This is a genomic window from [Clostridium] clostridioforme AGR2157 (assembly GCF_000424325.1).
GTDB lineage: Bacteria > Bacillota > Clostridia > Lachnospirales > Lachnospiraceae > Enterocloster > Enterocloster clostridioformis_A.
In genome coordinates, this window is sequence record NZ_AUJR01000037.1 from 42,466 (window position 1) to 55,163 (window position 12,698).

General features: G+C 41.0%; 10 protein-coding genes and 1 pseudogene. 1 reads left to right on the top strand and 10 read right to left on the bottom strand.

The features are described 5' to 3' along the window. Positions 1 to 101: 101 nt before the first annotated feature. From G614_RS0115935 to G614_RS27675, 10 genes and pseudogenes are all read right to left on the bottom strand, one after another. Complete coding sequence (locus G614_RS0115935) at positions 102 to 2,357, bottom strand: hypothetical protein (RefSeq protein ID WP_027642756.1); 2,256 nt, start codon at positions 2,355 to 2,357, stop codon at positions 102 to 104. Between the two features lie 22 nt (positions 2,358 to 2,379). Continuing rightward, on the bottom strand, positions 2,380 to 2,820 hold the full coding sequence (locus G614_RS0115940) for an AfsR/SARP family transcriptional regulator (RefSeq protein ID WP_027642757.1): 441 nt from the start codon (positions 2,818 to 2,820) through the stop codon (positions 2,380 to 2,382). Positions 2,821 to 2,835: 15 nt separating this feature from the next. Next, positions 2,836 to 4,677 (bottom strand): glutamine--fructose-6-phosphate transaminase (isomerizing), encoded by a 1,842-nt coding sequence (glmS, locus tag G614_RS0115945; protein WP_027642758.1) that lies wholly within the window; start codon positions 4,675 to 4,677, stop codon positions 2,836 to 2,838. A 1-nt stretch (position 4,678) separates the two neighbouring features. Continuing rightward, positions 4,679 to 6,035 (bottom strand): annotated as a pseudogene (gene glmM, locus G614_RS27670) (phosphoglucosamine mutase). A gap of 57 nt (positions 6,036 to 6,092) precedes the next feature. Beyond that, positions 6,093 to 7,232, bottom strand: coding sequence for a non-hydrolyzing UDP-N-acetylglucosamine 2-epimerase (wecB, locus tag G614_RS0115955; RefSeq protein WP_027642759.1), 1,140 nt, complete (start codon positions 7,230 to 7,232; stop codon positions 6,093 to 6,095). Continuing rightward, positions 7,225 to 8,391: a capsular polysaccharide biosynthesis protein CapF gene (locus G614_RS0115960; protein ID WP_027642760.1), complete on the bottom strand. Its 1,167-nt coding sequence runs from the start codon at positions 8,389 to 8,391 to the stop codon at positions 7,225 to 7,227. The genes wecB and G614_RS0115960 overlap by 8 nt, the downstream gene beginning before the upstream one ends. A 25-nt stretch (positions 8,392 to 8,416) precedes the next feature. Then, positions 8,417 to 9,463, bottom strand: a complete 1,047-nt coding sequence (locus G614_RS0115965; protein ID WP_027642761.1) for a polysaccharide biosynthesis protein — start codon at positions 9,461 to 9,463, stop codon at positions 8,417 to 8,419. Positions 9,464 to 9,662: 199 nt separating this feature from the next. Next, entirely contained in the window at positions 9,663 to 10,193 is a 531-nt protein-coding gene (locus G614_RS0115975) for a VanZ family protein (protein WP_027642762.1), read from the bottom strand. After that, entirely contained in the window at positions 10,180 to 11,277 is a 1,098-nt protein-coding gene (locus G614_RS0115980) for an NAD-dependent epimerase/dehydratase family protein (protein WP_027642763.1), read from the bottom strand. The genes G614_RS0115975 and G614_RS0115980 overlap by 14 nt, the downstream gene beginning before the upstream one ends. Before the next feature lie 12 nt (positions 11,278 to 11,289). Then, positions 11,290 to 12,402, bottom strand: a complete 1,113-nt coding sequence (locus tag G614_RS27675) for a UDP-glucose/GDP-mannose dehydrogenase family protein (protein WP_330366928.1) — start codon at positions 12,400 to 12,402, stop codon at positions 11,290 to 11,292. A gap of 50 nt (positions 12,403 to 12,452) precedes the next feature. Here G614_RS27675 and G614_RS34485 point away from each other — a divergent pair. Then, on the top strand, positions 12,453 to 12,698 hold a 246-nt coding region (locus G614_RS34485; protein WP_207637848.1), incomplete at its 3' end, for a transposase zinc-binding domain-containing protein.

A 12,698-nucleotide genomic window follows, 5' to 3' on the forward strand; every position in this document is an offset into this window, starting at 1 on the left:
CAATTTTGTCTTACATTATATTCTCTAATGGCCTGAAAACATAAATTGTATCATTCGCATCAGCTCTAACGCACTTCTGAAACTTACCTCTTTACATAATATTAATAAGAAACTGTGGCCTCCGGTGCTAATATCTCCGCTACCTCATCTGAACCATAGTTGAGAATCCTTCCGCCTGAGCCAAGAATCCATTTCTGGTCATTACCGTCTGTCACCTTCGTATTTTTCATAATTTTACCACTTGAATTAATTAGTCTTTTTCCTTCCCCTGGTATATCAAACACCTCATATTTTGCAGCGGAGTCTGCCTTCTGAAGCTTGCCTTTATAGTAGAAACACCCGTCTTTTATGCCAGTGATTCCTTTTCCTTTAAGGTCAAAGAAATACTGGGCAGGGGTTGAGCCTATTCCATCATCCACCATTGTTTTTCCGATAACGCATTTTCTGTCATCCCTCGGTCCTTTGCAATAGTAGAATTCCCCCTTCACCTCAATCAGACCATACTGCGCTGCCCCATACATATCAAAGACATAATAACCATCCTGAATTTTTTCTACTGTATAGCTGTTTTCATCTCCGCAAGTCGGTTTCCCTGACCGGTCAAAATAATACCATTCCTTTTGTCCTGAACTATTTATGTCTGACGGGCCATCCAACTTTAACCATATCCCTTCTACGCGTTCCCCCTCAATGAATGCTTTATCCTGTTTTGATTCCGGCTGGTAAAAATAGCGATAACCTTTTATCTCCGGTGTTGTACTGCTGAGTTTTACCCAACCTGGATACATAATTCCGTTTCCATCAAAACAATAGGTTACCCCATCCACCTTGACTTCTTTTTTACCTCCTGAGGAACGTTTTTTACTTCCAGTGGATTTGTTGAAATAAAAATATGCATATTGTCCATGTTCCTGAACATAATCCGCCACATCCGAATTATCCATCCAACTTTGCGGTATTTCCAGCCACTGCCATCCTGTTACTCTAGCTCCGTCTTTCCCACAGTAATAATAGGAATCTTCATCTTCATCATCTTCCGCTGTTTCAGTCAGCCAACCAGTGAGCATTACACCAGAAGTATTAAAGCAATAATATTGCCCATCGATTTTATACCAGCCATCCATCCGCACGTATCCATCATTTCCTGCATAATACCAGTAATTGTAATCTGAATTTCTGGAATCTATGCCTCTAATGACAAACCACTGATTCTGATATAAATAACCCTCTTCTCCAATGTATCGCTTTTTACCGTTTTCCTTTGTCAACCACCGTTTTCGGTAATTAAGGCCATTTACATCAAAATAGTATTTTCTACCTTTAAGTTCTTTAAAACCTTCCTTGAGTACTGCCCCGGATTCAGATGCATAGTACCAGCTTTCAGACACAACACCGATACTATTGGTATTTTCAATCTTAAACCAGCCATTATTCTGAAGGATTCCATCTTTATCTAGGTAATATCTATCTCCATTTCCGTCAATATACCATCGTCTCCTATAATTCAAGCCATTGGCATCAAAAAAGTACCATTTCCCATCCTCTTCTCTCCAACCATTACGCCATAGTACACCGTTTGAATCCGCACGGTACCAGTTGATGTATTCCTGTCCATTGCTGCTGGTACCTGTAATAGAGAACCAGCCGCTTTGTCTCGCTCCATTTTCATCCACATAATACCGGTCATCCCCCAGGTTGAACCATCTGCTGCGGTAGGCATTGCCGTTAGAATCAAAATAGCATGTTATACCTTCCAATTCATGCCATCCGTCACGCAAAAGGGAACCATCCTCCGTAACATAATACCAGTTAGTATAAGATACACCTTTATTATTCACGCTATCAATGGAAAACCAGCCAGGAGCCTTCCTGGCACCTTCCTCATCTACGTAATATCGCTTATCTTCCAAGTTGAAAAAGGATTTCCTCGGAGAATTTCCACCTGGATAGAAAAAGTAAGATTTTCCATCCAACTCATACCAGCCATTTTTCAGTATAATTCCATCTTCTCCTGCATAATACCAACTGGTGACAGAGTCGGCGGACGGCAGTGAGGGTTGAGATACCAAACTGAACCATTCATTTTCATATCTGGAACCATCTGACTTGACACGGTATCGGTCATCCCCCGCACTTACCCAATTATCCGTTACAATCTGACCGTTTCCTCCCACATACCGCATGGTTCCGTCTGACCATGGCAGCCACTGGTTTACCAACTTTTTATCATGTTCCATATAGACCCACTGCTGGGCAGAGTCCTGCTGCCATCCTTCTGCTCCCCATGCCGGAATAGCAGTAACAGAAAGGAAAGCCGCCGCACATGTAATGAGTCCGATTAGTTTTTTATTCTTCATTGACTATACTCCTTATGAAAGTTCATGGTTCCTTCTTTGCATAATATCCGTTATATAACAAATTCAAATATGGGACTGTCTCAGAAGCCCACGGATATTCCTCCATATACTTACCTGTATAAGCAGTCATATATACTTTGTTTCCATTTAAAAATTCATACAAATCACACTTGAATAATCTGGTATTAATTGAATATACGCCACGTTGATGAATCAAAAGTTCCTCACAATCATATGCTTTTAGTACCTTCCTCAACCTGTGAACAAGCACCCGTATATTCTTTTTAGCTGTTCTCTCCGGAATATTTTCATACAGCATACATGCAAGCTGAGAGATGGATACGCTTCCACCTCTTCTATCCACCAGGATAGCTAGAAGCTCTTTTGATTTTTTGCTGGAAAAGTATATCATTTGGCTATTAATGAATACATCAAATCCACAAAATGTCTGAATAAAAATCATATTGTATCTTCCTGTCTACTCTACGGTCACTGACTTTGCCAGATTCCTGGGCTTATCCACATCCAGTCCTTTGAAAAGGGAAACATAGTATGCCAAAAGCTGAAGTGGAATTACAACAAGACTAGGATAAAAGCATTCCAACGTTTTAGGTACATAGATAGTACAATCTGCAATGTCCTCTATGATGTAATTCCCGTAGTTGGTAACACCAAGAATATTAGCTCCCCTACTCTTAACCTCTACCATATTGCTGAGAAGTTTTTCAAATAAGCTTCCCTGAGTAGCAATCCCTACTGTCCAAATTCCATCCTCAATCAACGAGATGGTTCCATGTTTTAATTCCCCTGCCGCATATGCTTCCGAATGTATATAGGATATTTCTTTTAGTTTTAAGGAACCTTCCATGGATGCCGCATAATCCAATCCTCTGCCAATAAAGAATACATCATTGTTATGGGAGAACTTATTGGCTAACCATTGAATCCTCTCTTTCTCCTCCAGGATACGGCTGATTTTGTCTGGAAGATGCTGCAGCTCATCTATCATGTCCTTATATGTTTCATCCCCTATGGTTCCTCTCACTCGGCCAAAGTATATGGCCAGCAAATATACAGCTGCCAGTTGGGCACTGTATGCCTTGGTAGTTGCCACTGCAATTTCAGGACCTGCCCAAGTATAAAATACATGGTCTGCCTCTCTTGCTATGGAACTTCCCACCACATTGACGATGCCCATGACTAAAAGCCCCTGGCTTTTTGCTTCCCTTAACGCCGCAAGAGTATCCGCAGTCTCACCAGACTGACTCACTACGATTGCAAGAGTCTGCTCTTCAAATACCGGATTCCGGTAACGTAGTTCACTAGCCAGATCCACATCAGCGGGAATACGTGACAATTGTTCAAAAATATATTTTGCACTCATACACACATGATAGGCGGAACCACATGCAACCATCTGTATTCTTTTCACCCCACATATAACCTCTTTTGTCATATTCAGTTCTTCCAGTACGATTTCGCCGTTTTTAATCCTTGGGCTGAGAGTATCCCTAACTGCCTTAGGCTGTTCATAAATTTCCTTCAACATGAAATGTTCAAATCCGCTCTTCTCCGCAGCTTCTGCATTCCAGTCTATAAGAGAAAATTCCGGCTGTAACTGGTCCTGGTCAATATTGTACAAACGAATATCAGTTTTAGTGATACAAAGAATCTCCATATTCTTAATAAAACAAATATTACGTGTGTACTTCAAGATGGCTGGTACATCAGACGCAATAAAATTCCCCTGTTCTGAACATCCTGCAATCAAAGGACTGTCTTTTCGGACCGCGTAAATTTCCCCTGGTCTATCTTTAAACATAATTCCCAGAGCATAAGAACCACGGACTCGCACCATCATATTAGCTATAGCATCAATCGGATTTCCCTTGTAATATTTGTCTAAAAGATGGGCCAGTACTTCTGTATCAGTCTGAGAGAAGAATTCAATTCCCTCTCTTTGAAGCTTATCTTTTATTTCCTGAAAATTCTCTATTATACCATTATGCACCACCGCTACCCTCTTATCCTCTGAACATTGAGGATGAGAATTTATTACAGAAGGTACTCCATGAGTAGCCCATCTGGTATGTCCGATTCCACAGAAACCAGTTACTGCTTCTCCATTATTAGTCATTTCACATAAAACTTTAAGGCGGCCTTTTGCCTTAACCACTTCAAGACACTCTGTTCCTTCTTTCGTTTTTCCAGCGACTGCAATTCCGGCAGAATCGTACCCTCTGTATTCAAGCCTTGCCAATCCATCCAACAGGATAGGGGCTGCCTGACATTCCCCTGAATACCCTACAATCCCGCACATACTATAGTTCCTCCTGATGGCCTTTTGCTATTATTGTCTGAATAATCTGGTTAACATATTCCCTGCACCGGCGTGGCTCTGCTGCTTCCACCATGACTCTCATCACCGGCTCGGTTCCGCTTTCCCTTACAAGAATGCGTCCCTCTTTTCCTAGTTCTTTTTCCACCTGACGAATAGCTATCTGCACATCCGCATCCTCCCTTACGGTTCTTTTATCTTTTACCCGGATATTTTCCAGAACCTGCGGATAGATATGCACTGGTTCTGCCAGCTTGCTAAGGGGCTGTCTTTTCTCCATGATAACCTCCATCATTTTAATGGCTGTGAGGATTCCGTCTCCCGTGGTTGCATATTTGCGGAAGATGATATGGCCGGATTGTTCGCCCCCAATACGGTAGCCGTTGGAAGCCATGTTCTCGTACACATTTATCCCCCACCGCTGTTTTCTCATATTCGATACCGGCCTCATCCAGGGCTTTGTACAGGCCGAAGTTGGACATGACCGTAGTGACAATCTTATTGCCCTGGAGTTTCCCCCGCTCCTTCATATAACGGCCATATATGTAGAGAATAATATCCCCGTCCACCAAATTGCCCTTTTCATCCACACACAGACACCGGTCCGCATCCCCATCAAATGCAAATCCCACATCCAGTTTCTTTTCCTTGACAAACCGTATGAGTCCGTCTATGTGGGTGGAACCGCAGTTTGTATTGATATTCAGGCCGTCCGGCTCATTGTTAATCACATAAGTAGTTGCTCCCAGGGCATCAAATACGCTTTTGGCAATCATCCAGGCGCTTCCATTGGCACAGTCCAGGCCGACCCTCATGTTTTTGTAGGAACGGGTTGCCAGGGAAATAAGGTAGCCCGTATAGCGGTTCCTGCCTGCCGCATGGTCCACGGTACGCCCAATCTGCTCCCTGACTGCAAGCGGGATTTCACCTGAGATACCGTCGATGTAGGCTTCTATCTTCAGGATGGTATCCTCGTCCATCTTTTCTCCCTGGGCGTTGATTAGTTTGATGCCATTGTCATAGTAGGGATTGTGGCTGGCTGATATCATGACGCCGCAGTCAAAGCCTTCGGTGCGGGCCACATAGGAAACGCTTGGGGTGGTGGTCACATGAAGAAGATAGGCGTCAGCGCCGGATGCCGTCAGCCCGGCGGCTAAGGAATATTCAAACATGTATGAAGAACGCCGGGTGTCTTTTCCAATGACAACCCGGCATCTCCCATCTTTTTTATTTCTGCTGTAGTACCAGCCGAGAAATCGGCCGATTTTATATGCGTTCTCTACTGTTAGTGTTTTGTTGGCTTCGCCGCGGAAGCCGTCGGTGCCGAAGTATTTTGCCATGATTTTTCTCCTCATTGTATGTATTTATATATATTTTTGAGATAATAATATATGGAGTTATTTTCTCCATACCACTTTATTAACTATTCCAGTATAACTTTGAATCAGCTTTACAACCTTGGTACTAACATTTTCATCTATATAGTTTGGAACAACCAGACCATTATCTCCGTTCTTTACCATTTCTACAGCTGTCGCTACTGCCTGCAGCACTTGATTTGTCGTGATTCCCGCAAGGATAAAATTACCTTTGTCCAATGCTTCGGGTCTTTCGGTGCTGGTACGGATACATACAGCTGCAAATGCATTTCCTATAGAGCTAAAGAAACTACTCTCTTCAGGCAGTGTTCCTGAATCTGAAATGACTGCAAATGCATTCATCTGAAGTTTGTTATAATCATGAAAGCCTAATGGTTCATGGGTATGAACCCTTGAATCCAATGCGAACCCTCTTTCTTCTATAAACTTCCTACTCCGTGGATGCATGGAATATAAAATTGGCATGTCATACTTTTCTGCCAGTGCATTAACTGCGGAGAAAAGACTGGTAAAATTTTCTTCATTATCAATATTCTCCTCCCTATGCGCAGAAAGAAGCATATAATTACCCGCTCGAAGTGACAGGCGTTCCATTACATTGCTCTTTTCTATCTTTTCCAGATTATCATGAAGTACTTCAGCCATCGGACTGCCGGTCACATATGTCCTTTCTTTTGCTGTGCCCTCATAATTCAGATATCTTCTTGCATGTTCACTGTAACACATATTCACATCAGCTATATGGTCTACAATCCTTCGGTTGGTTTCCTCAGGCAGACATTCATCGAAACAACGGTTTCCTGCTTCCATATGGAAGATAGGAATATGAAGACGTTTTGCTGAAATTGCAGACAAGCAGCTATTTGTATCACCTAGTATCAATAGTGCATCCGGCTTTATATCTGCCATTATCCTGTATGACTTCGCTATGATATTACCAATCGTTTCACCCAAATCATTTCCGACTGCATTCAGATAATAGTCCGGCTCCCTAATGCCTAATTCATCGAAAAATATCTGATTTAGACAATAATCGTAATTCTGTCCTGTATGTACAAGAATCTGTTCAAAATATGTATCGCATTTTTTTATAACTGCTGATAAGCGTATGATTTCAGGTCTTGTCCCGACAACTGTCATTAATCTTAATTTACCCATGCACATCCCCCTCTACCTTCAAGTAATATGTATCCGGTTTTTCCGGATTAAAACACTCATTGCACCACATAATGGTTACAAGGTCTGCGCTACCTTCATTTATGATATTATGCGTGTATCCAACAGGGATATCAACCACCTCCAATCTATCACCGGAAACATGATATTCAATTACATGCTCTGAATCGATTCGGCGAAACTGAATCAGCGCTTTTCCACTTACTACTACAAATTTCTCATTTTTTGAATGGTGCCAGTGATTCCCTTTTGTGACTCCCGGTTTTACTATATTGACTGAAATCTGCCCTCTGTCCTGCGTCCGGATAAGTTCTGTAAACGATCCGCGTTCGTCTATATTCATTTTCAAAGGATAGCTGAACTCATTCTCAGGAAGATAGCTCAAATACGTGCTGTATAGTTTCTTTATAAATCCTTCCTCTGTCATATCCGGAATGCTTTTATTCTGCCTACTGTCGTGGAAGGAATAGAGTAGTTCAGCAATCATCCCCAGATTAACACTATATGTCACCGGAACAAAACAGAATTTCCGGTCAGAATAAGATGGATGCCCTGACAAGGCGCGCAGCAACTCTTCTATCACATCATCTATATATACAAGATTTAGATTTACAGATGAATCATTTACCTGAATATGAAGTCCATGTGTAATATTGTGACAGAACGTTGCGATTACACTATTGTAATTCGGACGACACCATTTGCCAAATACGTTTGTGAAACGGTATACATAAACCTTCGCTCCGGTTTTCATTCCATGCCTAAAAAACAAATCTTCTCCTGCCCTTTTGCTCTTTCCATAAGGATTATCCAATTCCGCCTGTATGGAAGATGACAGCATAACGGGACAGGTATTGTCATATTTTTCTAACCGATACAGCAAGTCTTCTGAAAAGCCAAAGTTTCCACGCATAAAATCTTCAGTTTTTTCCGGTCGGTTCACCCCCGCCAAATGGTATACAAAATTAGCTTCTTTGCAATATAATTCTAACAATTCAGGATTTGTGTCCACATCATATTCAAATACATTAAAATTAGGATTGATTTTAAAGGACTTATCCTTGCCATCTCGAATATTATTTAACGTGGCTATCAGGTTTTTACCAATAAATCCTTTAGCTCCAGTAACAAGAATGTTCATACTCCACTCCTTTCTTCTAAGATTTCTATTTATTTTCCCAACCTAAAATCTCTTCACGGATGTATTGTAATGTAAGAAGTTTTTCCTTGACCTGCGTCAAAGTAAGGAGATCTGTATTATTAGAATTGAATTCCTTTAATGAGCTACGCCCTATATCCCCATCTTTGAAATATTTGTCATAATTTAAATCTCGTTTGTCGCAGGGAACGCAATAAAAATCTCCCATGTCAATGGCATGGGAGCATTCTTCATTGGTCAGAAGAGTCTCATACATTTTCTCTCCATGACGAATGCCAATCACTTTTATTTTATTGTCCGCATGAAATAGTTCCTTTACTGCCTGTGCAAGGACCTCGATGGTGCAAGCCGGCGCTTTCTGCACCATGATATCTCCTGAATTACCGTGCTGGAAAGCAAATACCACTAATTCCACTGCTTCTTCCAAACTCATAATAAACCGGGTCATGGAAGGTTCTGTAACAGTCAAATCTTTTCCATCCTTTATTTGGCTAATGAACAAAGGAATAACGGAGCCTCGGGAACACATTACATTGCCATATCGTGTGCAGCAGATACTTGTCCAATCCGAGGATATGGTTCTTGACTTTGCAACGATTACCTTTTCCATCATAGCCTTTGATGTTCCCATTGCATTCACAGGATAAGCTGCCTTATCAGTGGATAGACAGATAACTTTCTTCACGCCAGATTCAATCGCTGCAGTCAGCACATTTTCAGTTCCCATGACATTTGTTTTTACAGCCTCTATAGGGAAAAATTCACATGACGGAACCTGTTTTAGAGCTGCCGCATGGAATGTAAAATCCACCCCATGCATGGCATTTCGAATACTTTGGATATCTCTCACATCGCCTATGTAAAACTTTATCTTGTCACTGTATTCAGGAAATTCCTTTTGGTAAAAATGCCGCATATTGTCCTGCTTTAATTCATCCCGGGAAAATATACGTATTTCCTTAATGGTTGATTTTAGGAAACGCTTTAACACAGCATTCCCAAAAGAACCCGTACCACCTGTTATTAAAAGCGTTCTATCATAAAATAAATCCATATTTGCTAATCCCTTCTATCTTTTTTTACATGCCAAAAAACCAATTGCAATCAATAGGAGAACCATACCATTTTTCCATAATCTTTTCCTTCCAGTCATGCGCAGCAAACATTACCCCTGCAATAAATGAAAATGACTGCATCGCACGAATTTCCCTGCTTATGAAAAATAGGACAATACCGATATCTCATTTTCCCCTCTAATTGTCCGGATTATTCCTTATCAGCCATATCCCTCTATGCATCAGATATCCTAATACGGTTCCACACGTATTGTGGAAAATATCATCTAATTCCAGTATCCCTAGTCTTGCAAAATATTGTATAAGTTCGATTGAAACAGAGAGTATCATTCCGCAAAAAAGTACTATATACCATTTTGATAATTGCGGAAAGGCCAACGGTATCAGCAGACCTAAAGGAATAAATAACAAAATATTACCAATGATATCTCCCCAATATCTGAACTTTCCTGTCTGCAATGCAAGACGCAGGCACCAGAAAAACTCCAGTTTTTTTCTTGGTTCTGCTTGAACCTGCCTCCCTATTAAGGTCGCACTTAAAATGATAAATATCCAAAATAAAGTGCCGCTTAACCACCATCTTTCATATTTCATTAAAATCAACTTTTTATGATTCATAATATTTGGTATCAACAAACAGATAGCAAATGCCATTATCATAATCGTAAGTGAAACATTGCGGAATGGATTCCAATCACTCCAAATCATTTTCCTGTATTCCCTTAACATAGAAGTTCTTATACCATTTTGCAAATTTTTTCATCCCATCCCTAAGATCTGTCTTAGGCTGGAAATTAAAATCCCTTTTTATCTCTGTTATATCTGCGTAGGTTACTTCCACATCCCCTGGCTGCATTCCTACTAACTCCATATGCGCCTCCAAATCATAGTCCGCAGGAAGGAGCTGCTCGCACTTTAAGGCATGTTCTAAAATATGGACGAATTCCAAAAGATTCTCTGGAGAATTATTTCCGATATTATATATTTTACATGGCACCCCATTTTCACTTAGTTTAGGGATGCGCTGTAACACCTCCTCTACTCCATTGACTATATCGTCAATATATGTAAAATCCCGTTTGCAGTTTCCATGGTTAAAAATCTTTATTGTTTCGCCTTTCATCATTTTATTTGTAAAATCAAAATAGGCCATATCCGGCCGGCCAGCCGGCCCATATACAGTAAAGAAACGCAATCCAGTAGAAGGAAGCCCGTACAGTGCTGCATATGTATATGCCAAAAGTTCATTTGATTTTTTAGTGGCTGCATACAAAGAAACCGGATAATCAGTCTTATCATTTACGGAATATGGAATCTTTTTATTACTTCCATATACCGATGAAGAACTTGCATAAACCAGATGCTCTACACCGCCCTTTTGTTTATCTTGGCTATGTCTACAGGCTTCCAGTATATGATAGAAACCAATCAAATTTGACTTGATATATGCATCAGGATTTATAATACTATAGCGTACCCCTGCCTGTGCCGCTAAATTCACAACAATATCCGGACAGTATTGCTGAAATAAACAAAACACAGTTTCTTTCTCCGCGATATCTCCTTTTATGAATGTAAATGTTCCTGACGATTTTCCTGCTTCTGATATGATTTGCTTTAACCGATATTCCTTTAATGATACATCATAATAATCATTCAGGTTATCAATGCCAATAATCTGTATGTAATCCGCAGTCCTCAATAAGCTGACAGCCAGATTAGCCCCAATAAACCCAGCGGCTCCTGTAATCAGCACTTTTTTATGTTCCAGACTTACATTTTTATCAATCATCGTTGCCACCTTCTACCTTCCGATACTGTAATATTCTACGCCGGATAATTTCATCTCATTTGTCTTAAAGAGATTTCGGCCATCATATATAAGAGGAGTATGCATTAAATTCTTAAAGCATTGAGCTGTCAACCTTTTTATTTCCGGCCATTCAGTAAACAGAAAGCAGATATTCGCTCCTTTCAGTGCATCTTCCGGCGACCGTACATATCTGATTGTCCCATTCATTATACTTCCTTCCGGGTAAAGTCTCCTAAAGTTCATCTCTCCCACAGGATCATAGGCAACAATATTTGCCCCCGCCTCTAAAAGCAGAGGAACATTGTCCAACGATGGGGCCTCCCTTAAATCATCTGTTCCTGGTTTGAATGTAAGCCCTAAAACAGCTACTTTCAATCCACTAAAGGTAATCAAACGGTCCGATGCCTTTCTAATCAGCTTTGTTTTTTGTTCTTCATTGACAGCCACAGCTGCTTCAACTGTCCGCAAACGATATCCATTTTGGGCAGCCAGGTATTTTAATGCTTTCGTATCTTTAGGGAAACAGGAACCTCCATAGCCAATTCCGGCATTGAGAAAAAGTTTCCCAATCCGTTTGTCATAGGACATACCCTTGGCAACCTCCTCAATATCCGCCCCAACCAATTCGCATAAATTAGCTATATCATTCATATAAGATATTTTTAAAGCGAGAAAGTCATTGGATGCATATTTTATCATTTCCGCTGACCGGCGCTTTACTGATACAATCGGTATATCGAAATCCCTGTAGATTTCTCTTAACCGTTCTTCCGCCCACGGTGTTTCTGTTCCAATAACAATACGCGATGCTTTTAATGTATCCCTTACAGCTGTTCCCTGCGCCAGAAATTCTGGATTGGATGCCACCTCCACCTTCACATCGTGGACCAGGAAATCTCTTATAAACTGCTCAACTTTATCATTTGTTCCAATCGGCACTGTTGATTTTACTACTACCAGGCAATCCTTCTCTACAGTTTCAGCTATCTGCCTTGATACGGTCGCTATATAAGAAAGATTTGCTGAACCGTTAGGCAGTTCCGGGGTTCCCACACCTACAAGAAAGTGCCTTCGGCACCTCAACTCCCCTAGCCCCTCATTCATGAGGGGAATTAGGGCTTGTTTTTTGCGTCATTTTATTCCATAATAATCTCATGAATGTGATTCAGAAGATGCTCAGAGACTATTACGAAATCATTGAATACGATATAAAACCCAGACCTGTCGTCATGGAAAACATTGATAAGGTCATTAACTGCGGGGATCCTTCTTATGGTGGCGCCATGTATGGTTGTCCCCATTGCGGTAACCTCAAGTTCGTTCCTTTTCGCTGCCACTCCAAGTTTTGCCCCTCCTGCGGCGCTAAGTATTCCAATGACAGGTCTACCGCTATGTCTTTT

Excerpts from the sequence above, each read along its gene's own strand:
- G614_RS0115935 (WP_027642756.1), bottom strand. The coding sequence starts at position 2,357 with ATGAAGAATAAAAAACTAATCGGACTCATTACATGTGCGGCGGCTTTC.
- G614_RS0115940 (WP_027642757.1), bottom strand. The coding sequence starts at position 2,820 with ATGATTTTTATTCAGACATTTTGTGGATTTGATGTATTCATTAATAGC.
- glmS (WP_027642758.1), bottom strand. The coding sequence starts at position 4,677 with ATGTGCGGGATTGTAGGGTATTCAGGGGAATGTCAGGCAGCCCCTATC.
- wecB (WP_027642759.1), bottom strand. The coding sequence starts at position 7,232 with ATGGGTAAATTAAGATTAATGACAGTTGTCGGGACAAGACCTGAAATC.
- G614_RS0115960 (WP_027642760.1), bottom strand. The coding sequence starts at position 8,391 with ATGAACATTCTTGTTACTGGAGCTAAAGGATTTATTGGTAAAAACCTG.
- G614_RS0115965 (WP_027642761.1), bottom strand. The coding sequence starts at position 9,463 with ATGGATTTATTTTATGATAGAACGCTTTTAATAACAGGTGGTACGGGT.
- G614_RS0115975 (WP_027642762.1), bottom strand. The coding sequence starts at position 10,193 with ATGATTTGGAGTGATTGGAATCCATTCCGCAATGTTTCACTTACGATT.
- G614_RS0115980 (WP_027642763.1), bottom strand. The coding sequence starts at position 11,277 with ATGATTGATAAAAATGTAAGTCTGGAACATAAAAAAGTGCTGATTACA.
- G614_RS27675 (WP_330366928.1), bottom strand. The coding sequence starts at position 12,402 with ATGAATGAGGGGCTAGGGGAGTTGAGGTGCCGAAGGCACTTTCTTGTA.